The organism is Breoghania corrubedonensis (assembly GCF_003053845.1).
Taxonomy (GTDB): domain Bacteria; phylum Pseudomonadota; class Alphaproteobacteria; order Rhizobiales; family Stappiaceae; genus Breoghania; species Breoghania corrubedonensis.
The window spans coordinates 251,582-271,123 of the sequence record NZ_QAYG01000006.1 but is presented as its reverse complement, the minus strand read 5'-3'; the positions used below and the strand labels follow the sequence as shown (position 1 = coordinate 271,123).

The window sequence follows — 19,542 nt, the reverse complement described above, 5'->3', positions numbered from 1 at the left end:
TCAGGCCTCCCGCTTCTTCAGGCGCGGATCGAGAAGGTCGCGCGCGGTATCGCCCAGAAGATTGATCGACAGGATGCACAGCGAGAGCATCAGCCCGGGCCAGAAGATCAGCATCGGCTTGATCTGAAAGTAGAGGCGGCCCTCCGCCATGATGTTGCCCCAGGTCGGGATCTCGGTGCTGACGCCCGCCCCCAGAAACGACAGGATCGCCTCCACCAGAATGGCCGAGGCGCAGATGTAAGTGCCCTGCACGATCAGCGGCGCCAGCGTGTTGGGCATCAGGTGCTGCCACAGGATCTTCGGCATGGAGGAGCCAAGCGCGATCGCCGCCTCGACGTAAGGCTCCTCGCGCACGGACAGCACAACCGAGCGCACGAGCCTCACGACGCGCGGGATTTCGGGAATCGTGATCGCGCTGATCACCGACCACAGGCTCGGCCCGTTGAGCGCCACGAGCGCGATCGCCAGCAGGATCGACGGGATCGCCATGAGACTGTCCATGATCCGCATGACGAGGGCATCCGCCGCCCGGAAGAAGCCGGAGACGAGGCCGATGAACAGCCCGAGCGCGACGCTGACCATGGCCGCCCCCACACCAATGAAGAGCGACACGCGCCCGCCCATCATCACGCGAGAGAACACGTCCCGGCCGTAGGCGTCGGTTCCCAGGAGATAGGCTTCGCTCGACCCCTTGAGCCGGTGAAGCGCATCAATGGCGAGCGGATCGTGCGGGATGTAAAGCGGCGCCGCGATGGAGGCGATGACGATGATCGCAAGCACGATGGCCGCGATCGTCGGCCCGACGCCGAGACGCAGACCTTTCGGCATGGACAGCATGCCAAGAACGGTCTGCATGCCGGAAACGGGTTGAGGAGCGGCTGTCATCAGTAGCGGATCCTCGGATCGAAGAAGCTGTAGGAGAGATCAATCAGCAGATTGATGAAGACGTAGGTGCCGCTCATCAGCAGGATGATCCCCTGGATGACCGGATAGTCGCGTGCCAGGATTGCATCGACGGTCAGACGTCCGACACCGGGGATATTGAAGACACTCTCGGTCACCACCACACCGCCGATGAGCAGCGCAAAGCCGGTGCCGATGATGGTGAGGATCGGAACCGCCGCGTTGGAGAGCGCATGGCGGAAGAGCACGACCCTCTCCTTCACCCCCTTGGCGCGAGCGGTGCGGATATAGTCTTCACCCAGCACTTCCAGCAGGCTCGCCCGGGTCATGCGCGCGATCAGCGCAACGTAGATGGTGGCGAGCGTCAGGCACGGCAGGATCGCGCGGGAGAGAAACTTGCCAAAATCCTGCGACGGCGGCGTGTAGCCCTGCACCGGCAGCCAGCGCAGGTCGATCGAGAAGAACTTGATCAGCACGTAGCCGATGACGAAGACCGGCACGGAAAAGCCCAGCACCGAGAAGCTCATCACCGCGTAGTCGACCCATGTGCGATGCCGCCATGCCGCGACCACGCCCATCGGCACGGCGATCGCAACCGACAGAATTATGGTCAGGATCGCGATGTTGATCGTCGGCCAGATCCGCTGGCCGATCATCTGCGCGACTGGCGTGTTGGAAATGAGTGAGATGCCGAGATTGCCGTGCATCAGCTGGTCCACCCAGGTGGTGAACTGCACGTAGATCGGCTCGTTGAGACCAAGCGAGGTGCGGATACGTTCAAGTTGCGCCGGCGTTGCGGCGTCACCCGCGAGGATCGCGGCCGGATCGCCGGGTGTCAGTCTCAGCAGCAGAAAGACGAAGACGGCGACGATCAACATGACCGGAACGACCGCCAGGATTCGTCTGAAAATATAGCCAATCATCGGCCGCAGGATCCTCGGCAACGAAGTGGAAAGCAGGGCTTTGCACGGCGACAGGCACGGCTTGCGCCTGCCGCGCGTTCTTCGGGGGAACTGACGATATATCACCGCAGTCCGGAATGCGGCGGAACGCCTCCGCTCAGTCGGCCTTTTTGATCTGCCAGAACACCGGCACCGGCGACTGGATCATGTCGGTCAGCTTGTTGGAACGCGCCTGCGGCGACAGGAACTGGCCGAGCGGGATGTAGTTGACGACATCCATCGCGTGCGCCTGGATCTTGTGGGCGACCGCCTTGCGTTCTTCCGACGTTTGGGCTGCGATGAACTCCTTGCGCAGTTCCTCCAGCTTCTCGTCGGTCGGCCAGCCGAACCACGCATCATTGCCGCGCCCGTTCAGCATCGGGCTGATCAGCGGAGAATTGATCTCCGGCACCGCCCAGTTGGTGAAGAACAGGTTCCAGCCGCCTTCCGACGGCTTCGCCTGACTGGCGCGGCGGGTGACCAGCGTCTGCCAGTCCATCGGCTGCATGTCGACAGTGAAGCCGGCATTGCGCAGCGCCTGCGCCGCGACGATCGGCTGGGCGGAGATCGTCGGCACGTCGGTCGGCTGCATCAGCACGACAGGCGTGCCGTCATAACCGGATTCCGCCAGCAGCTTCTTGGCGCCGTCGATATCGCCACCATTGATCAGCGTGTCGGCGCCCGTCTCGTCTTCGAGAGGCGTGCCACAGCCGAACATCGACCCGCAGATCTTGTAGTAGTCCGGGTTGCCGACCAGCGTTCCCATCACGTCCTGCTGGCTCAGCGCCATCATCGCCGCCTTGCGGACCTTCACGTTGTCGAACGGCGGATAGAGGAAGTTCATCCGGCCGATGGACTGAAAGCCGAGCGGATCGCGCACCTCGACCGTCACATCCTCGCTCGACTGCAGGATCGGCAGCAGATCGACCGGCACCTGTTCCATGTAGTCGACTTCGCCGGAAAGCAGCGCGTTGATGGTGGTCTGGGCGTCGGGCATCGTCACCCATGTCACCTTGTCCACGTTCACCACCTTGCCGCCGGCCATCCAGTCGGCGGGCTCGTCACGCGGCACGTAGCCGTCGAACTTCTCGTAGGTCACCGAGACGCCCGGCTGATACTCGCTCTCCACGAACTTGAACGGGCCGGAGCCGATATGGTTGGTGATCGCCTGGTCCGGCGGCGTGGCCGCGACGCTCGCTGGCATGATGAAGGGCGGAACGGCCGACTGTTTGGAGATCGTATCGAGGAGCGGCGGATAGGGCTCCTTCAGGGTCCAGACAATGGTCTTGTCGTCCCTGGCCGCAAGGCTGTCGGTCACGTCGAAGATGAGCTGACCGCCGGAATCGCGCTGTCCCCACCGCTTGAGCGAGGCGACAGCGTCGGCCGCCGTGACCGGGGAACCATCATGGAACTTCAGCCCGTCGCGCAGCGTGAAGGTGTAGACGGTCTTGTCGTCGGAGATCGTCCAGTCGGCCATCTGCGGCTTCGGTGTGAAGGTGTGATCCTGCGCGACGAGAACGTCATAGATCATGTAGCCATGGTCGCGCACGATATGCGCGGTGGTGATGATCGGGTCGAGCACCCGGAGCCCCGAGTGCATCACCGCCGTGATGGTCTTTTCCGCGGCCTGCGCGGCCGTCCCCATGCTCGCTCCCGCCAGCATGACACCCGCCATCAGACCGGCGGCCACATGGCGCGCGGTCCTGTTCCAGTGGCGCGAAGACGCGCGCGGGGCATCCCCCTGGATCCTGTCCGTCTCACTCAACATCGTCTTCCCTCATCCGGTTAAAGGTGAATCTCGCGGTGTTGTTATTTATCACCAGCCTTGTCACTGCCGGTAAAATGTGGACGTCCTGTCCCCCTCTCTTCATTCAAACGCCTGCTTCTTCGCGATTTCAGGCAGGTTCTCCCTTCATCATACTTGCTTTGAAAGCCGGTCCTTTCGGTGACATCCGCATTCCGGGCTTCAGACGGCTCCACGGCAGATCGGCGGGATCGAGTGCCATCGGTCCGGGCGCTGTGCAGACCATGATGGTCTCCGCGATCGTCTCGAAATCGGCCCTGAAATGCACCGAGCTCTTGTTCACCAGAATAGCCTGATCGCGCGGCTCGATGCCGACGAATCTGTACATCGCCTGATCGGCCAGCTGGGCCTTGCGGCTGGCGACGACCACCCGCACACCGCCGATCGACAGGCATGCGGAGAGACCGAGTTCCAGAAACGTCCCGCCATAATAGGGCCCGTTCGCCCGGACGCGGCCGTTCGACAGGCTCTCCACCCGGAACCCCGCCTCGAACGGTTCATCGCCGGGAATGCCGGACTTGCCACCGAGCGCCAGGCTGACCATCGCCCCCTCGCCCGCCTCGTGCGCGAACCTGGCGGCCTGCGGATCGACGATCAGGCCGATCGCCGCGCGCTGCGCCTTGTTGCGCACCAGCGCTCGCAACATCCCGGTGGTATCGGAATTGCCGCCGGCACCGGGATTGTCCTGCGTATCCGCGATCACCACCGGCCGCCTCGCGCCATCCGCAATGCGCATCGCCTCGCGCACGCCCTCGTCCGGTCCATAGGCGTGCCCGGCGAATTCCCCCTCCGCTGCCAGAACAAGGTCACGGAGCGCATCGGCCGTGCGGTCGGCCTCTTCCTGCGTCCACGCATAGGCGAGCACGCTCTGGGCACAGTCTTCGAAATCTGCCGCCGGAAACCCCATCAGGTAGGACGTGCTGACGACCGGGCCGTCCTCCGCGTTGCGGACCGCATCATAAAGCCTCGTCGCCGGCTCCAGGCCTGTACATTGCCACGGGATCGGGATCAGGTAGGGCAACTGCCGAAAAGCCTTGGCGAAGGACCGCGCCCGCGCCATCAGCGCGTCGAGCTGCTCCGCAGCCCGCCGCCCGGTCTCTGCCATGTCCACATGTGGATAGGTGCGATACGCCACCAGCACATCGGCGTTCTCCATCATGCGCGGCGTCACGTTGCCATGCAGATCCAGGCTCACGGTGATCGGAACGTCCGGCCCCACCAGCTTGCGCACCCGCTCGATGAGCGCGCCCTCGCCGTCGTCCAGATGCTCGCAGACCATCGCGCCGTGCAGATCGAGATAGATACCGTCGACCGGTCCGGCTGTCGCGAGCCGGTCGAGCATCTCGCCCGCGATCCCCTCAAAGGCCGCCACCTCCACGTGAGCGGATGGGATAGCCCCGGCCCACAAAAGCGGCTCGATCACCCACCCCTTGCTCTCGCCATATTCGATGGCGCCCGCAATTCCCACATTCACACCACGTGCCCGCGTGATGATATCGGCCCCGCGGCACATGGGCAGATGCCCACCGCCTTGCACGAAATCCTCAAGCGTCGCCGGAGAAGGCGCGAACGTGTTGGTTTCATGCAGAAACCCGGCAATGGCGATGCGTTTGGCCATGCGACTACCTGAACATGACGGGCACGAGGGCATGCGGACCTCCATACGGATGGCGGATGGCCGGCCTGCCGGATGCCACGTTCGGGGGGAACGGACGGGAGCGCGGAAAGACAGACAGATCGATACGTGATCCTTCGGATTGCGCTTGTGTCGCGGCGATGTATCGCATAGCGATACGACTGTATTGATAAATACGTTAAGGGTGTTTTCGTATGCAGGTCAATGGACCGAGTGACTGTTTTGGAGGCGAAGTGGGAGCCAATAGTGTGCAACCAGACCGCGGATTGCGCGCGGGCGACACGGCCAATTCCTCCGACCCCTTGTTCGTTCAGTCGATTGCCAGGGCAATTCAGGTCCTCTCCAGCTTCCACCAGACAGACAAGCCGCTGACGCTGGCGGAAATCGGCGTCGCCTGCGGTTTGGGAAAGAGCGCGGTGCAGCGCGTCGTCTTCACGTTGCGCGAATTGGGGTACATCGAACGCGATCCCACAGATCGCGGCTATGTACCCGGCATCCGCATCCTCGATCACGCACTTGATTACCTGCGCCTCAACCCCTTGATCGAGCGCGCCTCGCCGGTTCTGCTGGAGCTGCGCCGCAACGTACGCGAGCGCGTCGATCTCAGCCTGCTGGACGACCTGCGGCTCGTCTACGCCTCCCGCCTGCAATCGAAGCGCGAGACTTTCTATGCAACCCTTGTGGGTCACAGCGTACCGGTCTTCTGCACCTCGGGCGGGCGGGCGATCATGGCCAGCATGAGCGACGGCGAGGTCGAGGACATAATCGAACGCTCCGACTGTCGCCCCTACACCGCCAAGACGCTGACCGCGCCGCAAGACATCCGCGCCGAGGTGCGCAAGGCGCGCGCGAACGGCTATGCGCTGGCGCTTGAGCAGATACAGGCCGGCGAAATCGCGATAGGCGTCGCCATCTCCGGTTCCGATGGCCGCCCGCAAGCCGCCATTCACGTTGCCGGCTCCCTTGCCGAATGGGACCCGGAAACCTTCTGCGCGCGCTTCGCCCCGCTCGCCACGGAAGCAGCCCGCGCAATCAGCTGGCGCTGACCCGCGACATCTCGTGCGGATCGTGCCGGCCCGCCGGCCTTTCGGCAACGCACTTGCTGGTCTAGGTTTCCAGCTAGGCCCCTTCAGTGCCGTCGCGAGACGCATCTGCCGGGTTTTCCACCCGATCCTGCGCGAAGATCGGCCAGTCCGGAGCGTTCAACATCATGATCGACAAGCTGGAGATGTTCATCGCCCTCGCCAAGCAGAAGCACTTCGGCCATGCGGCGGAGGAATGTCGCGTGACCCAGCCGACGCTGTCGGCCGCGATCAAGCAGCTTGAGGATTTTCTTGGCGTGAAGCTCGTCCGGCGCGGCTCCCGCTTCCAGGGGTTGACGCCTGAGGGCATGCGGGTGCTCGACTGGGCAAGGCGTATTGTCTCCGATGCCCGCGCCATGCAGGAGGAAATGCACGCCGCGCGCCACGGCCTGACCGGCGACGTGCGTATCGCCGTCATTCCGACGGCTCTCACAATGGTGAAGGACCTCACCGCCCCCTTCTGCGAACGTCACCCGGACATTCGCTTCACCATTCTTGCGCGCAGCTCCATCGAGATCCTGTCGCTCGTGGTCGATCTGAAGGTCGATGTCGGCATCACCTATCTCGACAACGAGCCCTTGGGAAAAATGACGTCGGTCCCGCTCTATAGCGAGCACTATCATTTCGTGACCATGGAAGGCGGGCCCTTCGCCGAGCGCAAAAGCGTCACATGGAAGGAGGCATCAAGCGTTCCACTGTGCCTCTTGACCCAGGACATGCAGAACCGGCGCATCATCGACAAGCACCTCGAAGACGCGGGCGTGACCGCGGCACCGACGCTTGAGTCGGACTCGATCATTGCACTTTTTAGCCATATCCGCTCCGGCAGATGGTCTGGCATCATGCCTTCGAAGCTGGTGGAAGCCTTTGCCCCCCTGCCCTCGCTCCGATCGCTGCCTATCGACGCCCCAGATGTCGCACATACCGTTGGAATTATTGCGAATTTTCGAGAGCCTTACACGCCGGTCATCGCGGCGTTGCTACAGCAGGCAAAGGCTATTTCCGCGTTCGATCCGGCGCATCGATAGAATTGTGCAATCGCACAACGGTACGGCTTTATTGAATGCGCTGATGTCGCGGCCTCATACTACCTGAGAATAATTCTATATTTGCTGCGTATGGGAGACGCTCTATGACGTGTCCGGCATCCGCCGAAGAAGTTGCAAAACGTGTGACTGAAATAGTCGAGGATCACGCGGGGCGCGAAGGTCCCCTGCTGCTGATCCTGCACGATGTCCAGGAAACGTACGGATATGTGCCCGGCGCGGCAGTGAAGGTCATTGCGGAAAAGCTGAACCTGAGCCGCGCCGAAGTTCACGGCGTGATGAGCTTCTATCATGACTACCGCGAAAAACCCGCCGGCCGGCATGTCATCAGGCTCTGCCGCGCGGAAGCCTGCCAGTCGCTCGGCGGCGAAAGGCTTGCCGACCATGCCAGAAAGCAGCTGGGCCTCGACTGGCACGAGACATCCGCCGACGGCGCGGTCACGCTGGAACCCGTCTTCTGCCTCGGCCTTTGCGCCTCGGCTCCCGCCGCGACCGTCGACGGAAAGCTCGTCGCCCGTCTCGACGAGGACCGTCTCGATGCCGCGATCCGGGAGGTGAGCGCATGACGACCCGGATATTTGTCCCGCTCGATTCCGCGTCCATCGCGCTCGGCGCCGATGAAGTCACGGAGGCGATCACGGCGGAGGCGGCAAGCCGCGGGCTCGAGATAGAGATCGTGCGCAACGGTTCGCGCGGCCTCTACTGGCTGGAGCCGATGTTGGAGGTGGAGACGACTCAAGGCCGCGTCACCTATGGCCCTGTCACCCCTTCCGACGTTGCCGGCCTGTTTGAAGCAGGTTTCCAAACCGGCGCGCACCACGCCCTTTCGCAGGGACTGACGGAGGAAATTCCCTTCCTCAGGAAACAGACGCGCCTGACCTTTGCCCGCTGCGGCCTCACCGATCCGCACTCGCTTGCAAGCTACGAGGAATTCGGCGGCCTGCGCGGCCTGCGCAACGCGGTGAAGATGACGCCAGAGGAGATCGTCGAGACGGTCACCCGGTCGGGTCTGCGCGGCCGCGGCGGCGCCGGCTTTCCCACCGGCATCAAGTGGAACACGGTGCTTCAGGCCGCGGCCGATCAGAAATACATCGTCTGCAACGCCGATGAAGGCGACAGCGGCACCTTCGCAGATCGCATGATCATGGAGGGCGATCCCTTCGTCCTCATCGAGGGCATGGCGATCGCCGGCATCGCGACCGGGGCGACGAAGGGTTACCTCTACACGCGTTCCGAATACCCGGACGCCATCGCGGCGGTCGAACAGGCGATCGGGATCGCCCGCAAGGCCGGCGTGCTCGGGCCGGACGTGCTAGGCTCCGACCGCGCTTTCGACATGGAAGTGCGCATGGGCGCCGGCGCCTATGTCTGCGGCGAGGAAACCTCGCTGCTGAATTCGCTGGAAGGCAAACGCGGCGTGGTGCGCGCCAAGCCGCCGCTTCCCGCGCTGGAAGGCTTCCTTGGCCGCCCGACGGTGGTCAACAACGTCATGTCGCTGGCCAGCGTGCCGATCATTCTCGACAAGGGCGCGGAGTTCTACCGCGATTACGGCGTCGGCAAGTCGCACGGAACCATCCCGATCCAGATCGCCGGCAACGTACGCCACGGCGGCCTGTTCGAGACGGCCTTCGGCCTGCCGCTCGGCGAGATCGTGGAGGAGATCGGCGGCGGCACGCTGACCGGGCGTCCTATCCGCGCCGTGCAGGTGGGTGGCCCGCTCGGCGCCTATTTCCCGCCTGAAAAATTCGACACGATCTTCGATTACGAGTCCTTCACCGACGCGGATGGCCTGATTGGCCATGCGGGCATCGTCGTCTTCGATGACACGGTCAACATGCTGAAGCAGGCCCGTTTCGCCTTCGAGTTCTGCGCGCTGGAATCCTGCGGCAAGTGCACCCCCTGCCGCATCGGCGCGGTGCGCGGCGTGGAGGTGATCGACCGCATCGCCGCCGGCAAGGCCGATGGCGAGAATGTCGATGCCCAGATCGAACTGGTCACCGACCTTTGCGAAACCATGAAGTTCGGATCGCTCTGCGCACTGGGAGGTTTCACCCCATTTCCCGTGGTGAGCGCGCTGACCCATTTCCCGGAGGACTTCCATCCCCGCACCCTTGCGGACGCGGCGGAGTAACAGGCCCATGAAACTCATCCAAGAGCCCGATTTCGGAACCCCGGCCGTCGCATCCGAAAAGACCGTCACGCTGACGGTCGACGGATTTGAGGTCACAGTGCCGGAAGGCACCTCCATCATGCGCGCCGCGGCAGAGGCCGGCATCGCAATCCCGAAGCTCTGCGCCACCGATCTGGTGAAATCCTTCGGCTCCTGCCGGCTCTGCCTCGTGGAGATCGACGGCCGGCGCGGCACGCCGTCATCCTGCACCACGCCGGCGGCCGATGGCTTGGTCGTCCACACCCAGACGGACAGGCTGAAGAAGCTGCGCCGCGGCGTGATGGAGCTCTATATCTCCGACCACCCGCTCGATTGCCTGACCTGTGCGGCCAACGGCGATTGCGAATTACAGGATATGGCGGGCGCGGTGGGCCTGCGCGACGTGCGCTACGGCTATGACGGGGAAAACCACGTCAAGGCAAAGGCCTCCGACGGCACCGACAATTTCCGCTGGATGGCGAAGGACGAGACGAACCCGTATTTCACCTACGATCCGTCCAAGTGCATCGTCTGCTCGCGCTGCGTGCGCGCCTGCGAGGAGGTTCAGGGCACCTTCGCGCTGACCATCGAGGGCCGAGGCTTTGAATCCCGCGTCTCGCCGGGTGCCCACGAGAGCTTCCTCGGTTCCGAATGCGTGTCCTGCGGCGCCTGCGTGCAGGCCTGCCCGACGGGAACGCTTCAGGAAAAGTCGATCATCGAGATCGGCCAGCCGGAGCATTCGCTCGTCACCACCTGCGCCTATTGCGGCGTCGGCTGCTCCTTCAAGGCTGAAATGCGCGGCGACGAACTGGTGCGGATGCTGGCCTACAAGGACGGCAAGGCCAATCACGGCCATTCCTGCGTCAAGGGTCGCTTCGCCTACGGCTACGCCAACCACGGCGACCGCATCCTCAACCCGATGATCCGTGAAAAGACCTCCGATCCCTGGCGTGAGGTTTCCTGGGAAGAAGCGCTTTCCCATGTGGCGAGCGAGTTCCGCCGGTTGCAATACCAGCACGGCCGCGAGAGCATCGGCGTGATCACGTCCTCGCGCTGCACCAACGAGGAGACCTTCCTCGTCCAGAAACTCGCCCGCGCTGTCTTCGGCAACAACAACACCGACACCTGCGCCCGCGTCTGCCATTCGCCGACCGGCTACGGCCTCGGCCAGACATTCGGAACGTCGGCCGGCACGCAGGATTTCGACAGCGTCGAGCAATCCGACGTGATCCTGGTGATCGGCGCCAATCCGACCGACGGACACCCGGTCTTCGGCTCCCGGCTTAAGAAGCGCATCCGGCAGGGCGCGAAGCTCATCGTCATTGATCCGCGGCGCATCGATCTGGTACGCACGCCCCATGTGGAGGCGGCCCACCACCTGCCGCTGAGGCCCGGCACCAACGTCGCCGTGCTGACGTCGCTCGCCCATGTGATCGTCACCGAGACGCTCTACGACGAGGCCTTCATCCGCGAGCGCTGCGACTGGGACGAGTTTCAGGACTGGGCGGAATTCGTCTCCCGTGAGGAAAACAGCCCTGAAACGGTCGGTGCGCTTTCCGGTGTCGATCCGGAAGAAATCAGGGGGGCTGCCCGGCTCTATGCGACCGGCGGCAACGGCGCGATCTACTACGGCCTCGGCGTGACCGAACACAGCCAGGGCTCCACCACGGTGATGGCAATCGCCAATCTCGCCATGGCGACTGGCAATCTCGGCCGACCCGGCGTCGGCGTGAACCCGCTGCGCGGCCAGAACAACGTGCAAGGCTCCTGCGACATGGGCTCCTTCCCGCACGAGTTCCCGGGCTACCGGCATGTCTCCATCGACGAGGTCCGCGAGAGCTTCGAGAAGATCTGGGGCGTGAGCCTCAATGACGAACCGGGCCTGCGCATCAACAACATGCTGGACGCGGCCGTCGAAGGCTCCTTCAAGGGCATCTACATCCAGGGCGAGGACATTCTTCAGTCCGATCCCGACACGCATCATGTCGCGGCCGGGCTCGCGGCGATGGAGTGCGTCGTCGTCCACGATCTCTTCCTCAACGAGACAGCGAACTACGCCCACGTCTTCCTTCCCGGCTCCACCTTCCTCGAAAAGGACGGCACCTTCACCAACGCCGAGCGGCGCATCAATCGCGTGCGCAAGGTGATGACGCCGAGGGCAGGGTATGCAGACTGGGAAGTGACGCAAGAGATCGCCAATGCGATGGGCGCGAACTGGACCTATACCCATCCCAGCCAGATCATGGCCGAGATCGCCCTGACCACGCCGAGCTTTACCGGTGTCACCTACGAGCTTCTGGATGAGAAGGGCTCCATCCAGTGGCCGTGCAACGACAAGGCGCCGGAAGGTACGCCGATCATGCATGTGGACGGCTTCGTGCGCGGCAAGGGCAAGTTCATCCGCACCGAATACGTGGCGACGGATGAACGCACCGGTCCGCGCTTCCCGCTGCTGCTCACCACCGGCCGCATCCTGTCGCAGTACAATGTCGGCGCCCAGACGCGGCGCACCGCCAATTCCGTCTGGCACGAGGAAGACCGGCTGGAGATCAACCCGATCGATGCCGAAGTGCGCGGCGTGAAAGATGGCGACTGGGTCCGCATCGCCAGCCGCGCCGGCGAGACGAGCCTGCGCGCGCTGATCACCGACCGGGTGGTGCCGGGCGTTGTCTACACCACCTTCCACCACCCCTCGACGCAGGCGAACGTGGTCACCACCGACTATTCCGACTGGGCGACGAGTTGCCCGGAATACAAGGTGACGGCCGTCCAGATCTCGCCGTCGAACGGCCAGAGCGACTGGCAGCTCGAATACGAGGATCAGGCACGTCGGGCCCGCAGGATCGCGTCGTCTGTCGACGCCGCCGAGTAGCGTCAATGCCATCGTCCCGCCGCGCCCAGGGGTTGCGGCGGGACGCGAACCGTCATCCGGCCTCTTTGAGGCCGTCGGTCATCAAATTGGGGAACTCGTCCATGTCGGCCGCAAAGCTCGTCTACAAGGCAAACCAGATCGCCACATTCTTTCAGTCCCAGTCACCGGATGAGGCGGCGGCGGGCGTCGCCGCCCATATCAACAAGTTCTGGGAACCACGCATGCGCCGGCAGCTCGCCGATATCCTTCGCCATGATGATAACGGTCTGAAGCCACTGGTCATCGAGGCGGCTGGAGACATCCATTTCCCTCAGACAACCAGCTGAACCGAACTGCCCGGACCGGCAAACGCCCCCTTTGCTGCCGATTTCGGTTTCCGTATTTTGGGAACCAAAACGTGTGGTACCGCGTTCTACCTTCCGATGAGTATGCAGTACGCGCTCACGCGGCCCGGTTTTTGGGGGGCTTCTATCAGCGACACACGAGCCAGGGTTCTCTCTGAGAGAGAACCCTGGCTCGTGTGTCGCTTAGTATTCGAACAATAGTTCATCTGAATGAAGCGATTCCGGCGGTCAATATAGGTTTGCCGTTGTGAAATTCTCTCGCTGCGTTAGAATTATTTCGGATAGTCCCTCCCTCAAGCCGCACTGGTAGACGAAGCAGGACACGGGCGGGATATCTCGGTCGCATTCCGGGTAATTTCGGGGAAAAGCCGCATACAACTGCTCCCCCAGTATTCGTTTTCCGGAGCCGAAATCTCTTGACCGTTGCCTTCGATTTGGGCATGCAGGCGCGTCCATATGCCAGCTTAATTGCCGCCACGACATGAGCTTTGGCGGTTCCATTTTCAGTTCAGGCACGCTACTGAGAGGACATGACAGCAAAACTGATCGTCAAAAAACTCTCCAAGCTCTTCAATGATGACAAGGGCGAGGGGTTGGAACGCCTCAAACGCGGTGAAACGAAAGAACAGATCTTTCGCGAAACAGGTGTTGTTGTTGGCGTAAACGATGTCAGCTTCGAGGTTCAGGAAGGCGAGATCTTCGTCATCATGGGCCTGTCGGGCTCGGGCAAATCCACCCTGGTGCGAATGCTCAACGGCCTGATCCCGCCGACATCCGGTGAAATCTGGATCGACAAGGACGATATCGCCTCCTGCGGGATGGCGCGTCTGCGCGAGGTCCGGCGCAAGAAGATCACAATGGTCTTCCAGCATTTCGCCCTTTTCCCGCACAAGACCGTCGGCGAGAACGTTGCTTACGGGCTGAAGATGAAGGGGGCCGGCAAGCAGGAACGGCGCAAGGCCGCGATCGAGTCCCTCTCGAAAGTCGGGCTTCAGGATCATGCCGACAGTCTGCCCAGCGAGCTTTCCGGCGGCATGCAGCAGCGCGTGGGTCTTGCCCGCGGACTTGCCACCGACCCGCAGATCCTTCTCATGGACGAACCGTTCGGAGCACTCGACCCATTGATCCGGCGAGAGATGCAGGACGAACTGATCGTTCTTCAGAAGGAACTGAAGAAGACCATCATCTTCATCACCCACGATCTCAACGAAGCGCTGCTTCTGGGCGACCGGATCGCCATCATGAAGGACGGTTCCTTCGTTCAGGTGGGCACGGCGCAGGACATCGTCTCGCAGCCTGCGGACGACTACGTCCGCGCCTTCGTTGCCGACATCGACAGGAGCCGCGTCTACACCGCCTCCGACATCGCGCTCGAAGCCCACAAGATCTCGCCGAAGGCGACGGTGGCGGACGCGTTGAAGGTGATGATCCTCAATGACGTCGACACCGTCCATGTCGTCAAGGATGGGGCGGCTGCCGGCTACATCACCCGCCAGGATGCGAACGACGCCCCTCCGGGGACATCCGTCGCCAAGCTCATGAAGCCCGAGCCACCATCGGTCAACGAGGGAGCCTATCTCAACGAGCTTTATGGCCCCGCCCAGACGGGCGTGTCCGTCGCCGTCACCGACGACGATGGCAAGCTTGTCGGCGTGATCTCGGCGGAGACCATCTTCGAACATCTGGTTGGCGACGAAGAGAATGCGCCCAATCACGAAGACGAGGCCGAAAAACCCGACGAAACCGGCTCCACCACCAACGGAGAAGAACAGCAAGAAAAGAGGAGTCCGCAATGATCGCTCCGCACGATCTGCTCGTCATTCCGTTCGACGACTGGGTGAACACGTTCGTTCGCGGCTTCCTGGTGCCGAACTTCCGCCCGCTCTTTCGCGCCCTTCAGGTGCCGGTCAACGAGGTTCTGAACGCGCTCGACATGTTCTTCGCCTGGGTCCCGATGCTGGTGACGACGGCCGTCTTCACGCTGCTTTCGTGGCGCATCGTCGGCCGCGGCATGGCGGTCCTGACCATCGTCGGCTTCTGTTTCATCGATTTCATCGAGCTGTGGCCTGAAACCATGACCACGCTTTCGATGATCATCACGTCGGTGCTCTTCTGTACCGTCATCGGTGTGCCGACAGGCATCCTCGTGGCAAGAAACGACCTCGCCTGGAAGATCATCCGGCCGATCCTCGACATCATGCAGACGGTGCCGAGCTTCGTGTATCTGGTGCCGATCGTCATGCTCTTTGGCGTCGGAATGGCGCCGGGCATCATCGCCACTATCATATTCGCGCTGCCGCCGATCATCCGCATGACGAACCTCGGCATCCGCAATGTTCGCGGCGATCTTATCGAGGCGGCGGAGGCCTTCGGCTCGACGCCCTGGCAGATGCTGTGGGAAGTTCAGATCCCGCTCGCCATGCGCACCATCATGGCCGGTCTCAACCAGACACTGATGCTGGCGCTTTCGATGGTCGTCATCGCCGCGCTGATCGGCGCGGGCGGGCTCGGCCTCGTCGTCAACACCGGCCTCGGCCGGCTTGACGTGGGCGGCGCGACGGCCGGCGGCGTCGGCATCGTCATTCTGGCGATCGTGCTCGACCGGCTTACCCAGGGCCTGGCGGAACCGCGTACGGGCATGTCCCTGCGCGAAGCTCTGCTGACCTTCTTCCGCGGTCAGGACACGGCGAATGCCTCGCCTGCCGCATCGCAGGACAAGACGGCCTGACGGGCCGTCTGTGCCGGGCCGATAGCGGCCCGGCTTCGCAAAGGAGCCGGCCTGCCAGGATCACCGGCTTCCTATATCGTTCCAAAGACGGAGAGACATATGCCTCATCTATTGCGTTCCCTGACAGCCGCGGCCGTGATCGCGGTCGGCCTTTCGCCGATGGCTGCCATGGCCGAAGAGCCCGGCGAAGGTGTCACCGTGAAAATGGCACAAGCCACCTGGGATACCGGCTGGTTCCATTCCGAAATCTACAGTCAGCTCCTGCAGAAACTCGGCTACGAGGTCAAGGGACCGACCACACTGGATGCCCCGGCCTTCTATCAGTCAGTATCGCAGGGCGACATGGACCTGTGGGTCAACGGCTGGTTCCCGCTGCATGAGACTTACAAGTCCACCATCGACCAGGGCGCCGAGATCGTCGGCGCCGTGGCCAAGGGCGGCGCCCTGCAGGGCTACCTGGTCGACAAGGCCGCGATCGACGAGTTCGGCATCAAGTCGCTGGAAGACTTCAAGCGTCCCGAAGTCAAGAAGGCGTTCGATCGCAACGGCGACGGCAAGGCCGATCTGGTCGCCTGCCCCCCGGGCTGGGGCTGCGAAGTGCGCATCTCCGAGACGCTGGACGAGCTGAAGCTGCGTGACGACATCAACCCGATCAAGGCCGGTTACTCGGCGTCCATGGCCGACGCCATCGCCTCCTACCAGAGCGGCGAGCATGTCCTGTTCTACACCTGGACGCCGAACTGGACCGTGAACGAGCTGAAGCCGGGCAAGGATGTCATGTGGATCGAAGCGACCACCAACAAGGACATCAAGATGCCGGAGCCCGCCAAGGGGCTGAAGACCTGTGTCGCCGATCCCTGCACGATGGGCTTCCAGGCCAACGACATCGTTCCGGTCGCCAACACCGCGTTCCTCGACAAGAACCCGGCCGTCCGCAAGCTGCTTGAGGAAGTCTCCATCCCGCTGCCGGACATCTACGCGCAGAATTCTGCGATGAACAAGGGCGACGACGACATCAAGGCCCAGGCCGCTGCCTGGATCGAAAAGAACCAGTCGAAGGTCGACGGCTGGCTCGAAGCGGCCCGCGCCGCGGCGAAGTAAGCCACGCGTCGATAGCCCTTTTCGGGAAAAGACAGGACCGGGCGCCCCGCGTGCCCGGTCTTTTTCGTTTCCGGGACTGTCTGGAGATGACTAGAGCGTTTCATGGTTTGACGTGAGCACGTCGCCCATCCTTCAAGACGCGCTCTTGCGAGCGCTCCTGAGTGTCTGGGCCGAAATGCGTGCGGCTTGCCCCTGGCTGTCATCCCCGCGCAGCCGGGGATCCAGCACCCCGTGAGAGCTGCCAGTCAATTCTATAAGAAAGTTCAGTGGTTACTGGATCCCCGCCTGCGCGGGGATGACAATGGTGCCTGTGGCTCTCTACAGGGACAAACGTCGATATTGCAGCACGCACGTACCATAACACCAATTCCGGGCCAGACACTGAGGAGGGCCGACAGCGCCGTCTCGAAGGATGGGCCCCACGCACCGATCTCTGTCTCCGTGCCCCCTACCGGTCGATCACCACGTCCGAAGTCGGCCTGGAACAGCACAGCAGGATCTGGCCCTGGTCGATCTCGCGCTGGCGGATGCCGCCGCCGTGCTTCATGTCGACGGAGCCCGACACCATGTGGCTCTTGCAGCTTCCACAAAGCCCCCGCGCACATGAGGACGGCAACCGCAAGCCGGCCGCGCGCGCCGCGTTCAGGATGGTCATGTCCGGCCCACATTCCAGAACCTGACCGCTTCGCGCGAGTTCCACCCGAAACGTCGCATGCTCGACCCCGTCATCGACGACCGGCATCTCGAATGGCTCTTCCTCCTCCATGACGGCGAAGTCGAAGCTCTCCTGGTGATAGCGCTCCATGTCGTAGCCGAGTTCGACAAGCATGACCCTCACCGCTTCCATGAACGGCTCCGGTCCGCAGCAATAGACCTCGCGCTCATCGAGATCGGGCGCGATCAGCTGGAGCATCACGTTCGACAGCCGCCCGGTCAGCCCGGGCCAGCTCTTTTCCTCAGACAGGCTCTCGCAGATAAGCGCCAACCGCATGCCCTCCTGCTGGCGCGCCATCATGTCGAGTTCCTGCCGGAAGATGATGTCGCGCGGGCTTCGGGCCGCGTGGAGGAAGATGATGTCGCGGTCATCGCCGAGATCCGCTGCCGTGCGTGCCATCGACATCAGCGGCGTGATGCCGCTTCCGGCCGAAAGCAGCAGCCATTTCTTCTCCGAAAACAGATCCGGCACAAACTCGCCCATTGGTCCGACGGCGCGGATCTCGGAGCCCGGCTTGAGATTGTCATGCAGCCAGTTGGAGCCCGGTCCGCGCGGCACGCGCTTCACCGTTATCGTCGCCCGGAAGGGCCGCGCGGCGGAGGCGGAAATCGTGTAGCAGCGCTGGATCATTCCGCCCTCAAGCGGCAGGTCAAACGTCAGGAACTGCCCGGGCCGGAAGCGGAACTGGCAGGGGTAGCGCGCGGAAAAGACGAACGTCTTGACGTCGTGCGTCTCCTCGCGGACCTGACGGCAGACGAGCATGTCATCCACATCCGGGTTCCACTCGGGCAGCACGGCCTCGAATTCCCGAACATCTCGCGGTGGTGGCTGAAGCAGCATGGCGGACGTGTCCTTCTGCTCGAAGTGCCCGGCGAACCGGCACGATCCCCGACACAATCATTCTCTGTCATCGTCACTCTGCCGCCACCGGCGCACCGGCCGGCATGCGAAGGGCTGCATCGAGCAGATGCCGCGACATCCGGGCGACGTACCACTGGCAGAATTTCTCCACCAGGCCTTCCGTGAAGCGGGAATAGGGCCCCGGCTCATAGGCCGGTTCCGATACGCCGCCATGCGTCAATGCGACAAGGTCCGCGTCCTGCTGATTGGTCGCGGTCCAGACCCGGATGAGATTTTCCAGATCGTAGTCGCGCCCCTCGGCGGCGTCCTTGTGAACCAGCCACTTCGTGCGCACCAGCGTGCGATTCGGGGCCAGCGGCATCACCATGAAGGTCACAGCGTGATCAGCCATGAAGTGGTGCCAGGAGTTGGGCTGGGTCCAGAAGGACAGCGCGCCGAGGTCGGCCTGCGTGAAATCGGCCATCAGCTTGCCGCATGCCCTGCGTGTGTCGAGGGTGTGGGACTCGCCCGCCCCCGAAAGCACCAGCCGTTCTGCCCGAAAGCCCGTCGCGTTCAGCAGTTCCTCGCGCTCTGCCGAGGGCAGCCCCATTTCGGTCCAGCGCGCGCTCGCCGACGCCTGCGCTCCCTCGTAGCTTGCGGCATCGGCGCGATGAAACGCGTCGAGTTCGTCGGGCGCGAAACCGAAACCGTAGGCCTGCAGCGGTATGGTCAGTTCGGGGTGGTTGCCCGCGCAGTGATAGCACTCGCGGTTGTTTTCCATCGTCAGCTTCCAGTTGCCCTCCTCGATGAGATCGTAGGAATAGGCGACCTTGGAATTGGCGATATCGTGCGGGCCGATATAGGGCGCTATCGTCTCGGCCATGCGGTCGAAATCATCCGGCGCCTCGGCAGCGAGACAAATGAAAATGAGCCCAGCGAGCGTGCGCAGATGGACGGGCTTCAGCCCGTGGCAGGACGTATCGAATTCGGGTCCCATATGCTCGGCGAAGAGCAACGCGCCGGTCTCGCCATAGGTCCAGCCGTGATAGCGGCACACGATGTTGCCGATGGTCGCCTTCTCGGCCGTGACGAGCCGTGCCCCGCGATGACGGCAGACATTGTGGAAGGCGTGGATCTGCATGTCCTCGCCGCGCAGGATCAGCACCGAGCTGGCGCCAACCTCCACCGTCATGCAATCGCCCGGCTCCGGCACGTCCGGTTCCACCCCGACGAAGATCCAGTGGCGGCGGAAGATCACGTCCATGTCCAGATCGAAGACGTCGGCACGCGTATAGAGCGGCGCCTCCAGGCTGTGGCCCTGCTCGCGTCTTTGCAGCAATTCCTCGACCGTTGGATGGACCGTCATGCCAAACGCTCCCCG

15 protein-coding genes are annotated in these 19,542 nt (G+C 63.1%); 9 read left to right on the top strand and 6 right to left on the bottom strand.

Going from position 1 to position 19,542, the window contains the following annotated elements:
* From C8N35_RS16435 to C8N35_RS16420, 4 genes are all read right to left on the bottom strand, one after another.
* Window positions 1-885, bottom strand: a complete 885-nt coding sequence (locus tag C8N35_RS16435; protein ID WP_107990795.1) for an ABC transporter permease — start codon at window positions 883-885, stop codon at window positions 1-3.
* A complete protein-coding gene (locus tag C8N35_RS16430) occupies window positions 885-1,826 on the bottom strand; it encodes an ABC transporter permease (RefSeq protein WP_107990794.1) in 942 nt (313 codons plus the stop codon). Before C8N35_RS16430 ends, C8N35_RS16435 begins: the two co-directional genes overlap by 1 nt.
* 136 nt (window positions 1,827-1,962) lie before the next feature.
* Entirely contained in the window at window positions 1,963-3,519 is a 1,557-nt protein-coding gene (locus C8N35_RS16425; protein WP_107990840.1) for an ABC transporter substrate-binding protein, read from the bottom strand.
* A 220-nt stretch (window positions 3,520-3,739) separates the two neighbouring features.
* Window positions 3,740-5,266: a M81 family metallopeptidase gene (locus C8N35_RS16420; RefSeq protein WP_107990793.1), complete on the bottom strand. Its 1,527-nt coding sequence runs from the start codon at window positions 5,264-5,266 to the stop codon at window positions 3,740-3,742.
* Window positions 5,267-5,532: 266 nt separating this feature from the next.
* On the opposite strand from C8N35_RS16420, the gene C8N35_RS16415 reads away from it, so the two are divergent.
* The 9 genes from C8N35_RS16415 (at window position 5,533) to proX (ending at window position 16,606) form a co-directional block, all read left to right on the top strand.
* Window positions 5,533-6,330, top strand: coding sequence for an IclR family transcriptional regulator (locus tag C8N35_RS16415; protein WP_245926823.1), 798 nt, complete (start codon window positions 5,533-5,535; stop codon window positions 6,328-6,330).
* A 164-nt stretch (window positions 6,331-6,494) separates the two neighbouring features.
* Window positions 6,495-7,394: a LysR family transcriptional regulator gene (locus C8N35_RS16410; RefSeq protein ID WP_107990791.1), complete on the top strand. Its 900-nt coding sequence runs from the start codon at window positions 6,495-6,497 to the stop codon at window positions 7,392-7,394.
* A 104-nt stretch (window positions 7,395-7,498) separates the two neighbouring features.
* A complete protein-coding gene (locus tag C8N35_RS16405) occupies window positions 7,499-7,978 on the top strand; it encodes a formate dehydrogenase subunit gamma (RefSeq protein WP_107990790.1) in 480 nt (159 codons plus the stop codon).
* Complete coding sequence (locus tag C8N35_RS16400) at window positions 7,975-9,543, top strand: formate dehydrogenase beta subunit (RefSeq protein WP_107990789.1); 1,569 nt, start codon at window positions 7,975-7,977, stop codon at window positions 9,541-9,543. Before C8N35_RS16405 ends, C8N35_RS16400 begins: the two co-directional genes overlap by 4 nt.
* Before the next feature lie 7 nt (window positions 9,544-9,550).
* Complete coding sequence (fdhF, locus tag C8N35_RS16395; protein WP_107990788.1) at window positions 9,551-12,433, top strand: formate dehydrogenase subunit alpha; 2,883 nt, start codon at window positions 9,551-9,553, stop codon at window positions 12,431-12,433.
* Between the two features lie 101 nt (window positions 12,434-12,534).
* Complete coding sequence (locus C8N35_RS16390; protein ID WP_107990787.1) at window positions 12,535-12,759, top strand: formate dehydrogenase subunit delta; 225 nt, start codon at window positions 12,535-12,537, stop codon at window positions 12,757-12,759.
* Between the two features lie 548 nt (window positions 12,760-13,307).
* Window positions 13,308-14,573, top strand: coding sequence for a quaternary amine ABC transporter ATP-binding protein (locus C8N35_RS16385; protein WP_107990786.1), 1,266 nt, complete (start codon window positions 13,308-13,310; stop codon window positions 14,571-14,573).
* Window positions 14,570-15,505, top strand: coding sequence for an ABC transporter permease (locus tag C8N35_RS16380; RefSeq protein WP_107990785.1), 936 nt, complete (start codon window positions 14,570-14,572; stop codon window positions 15,503-15,505). The genes C8N35_RS16385 and C8N35_RS16380 overlap by 4 nt, the downstream gene beginning before the upstream one ends.
* Before the next feature lie 99 nt (window positions 15,506-15,604).
* Window positions 15,605-16,606, top strand: a complete 1,002-nt coding sequence (proX, locus tag C8N35_RS16375) for a glycine betaine/L-proline ABC transporter substrate-binding protein ProX (protein ID WP_107990784.1) — start codon at window positions 15,605-15,607, stop codon at window positions 16,604-16,606.
* 448 nt (window positions 16,607-17,054) lie between these two features.
* Here proX and C8N35_RS16370 read toward each other — a convergent pair whose 3' ends face one another.
* Together C8N35_RS16370 and C8N35_RS16365 are read right to left on the bottom strand one after the other, a co-directional pair.
* Window positions 17,055-18,161, bottom strand: a complete 1,107-nt coding sequence (locus C8N35_RS16370) for an FAD-binding oxidoreductase (RefSeq protein ID WP_107990783.1) — start codon at window positions 18,159-18,161, stop codon at window positions 17,055-17,057.
* Between the two features lie 73 nt (window positions 18,162-18,234).
* The gene (locus C8N35_RS16365) at window positions 18,235-19,527 is read right to left on the bottom strand and encodes an aromatic ring-hydroxylating oxygenase subunit alpha (protein ID WP_107990782.1); all 1,293 of its coding nucleotides are present in this window, start codon (window positions 19,525-19,527) and stop codon (window positions 18,235-18,237) included.
* Between the last annotated feature and the right edge of the window lie 15 nt (window positions 19,528-19,542).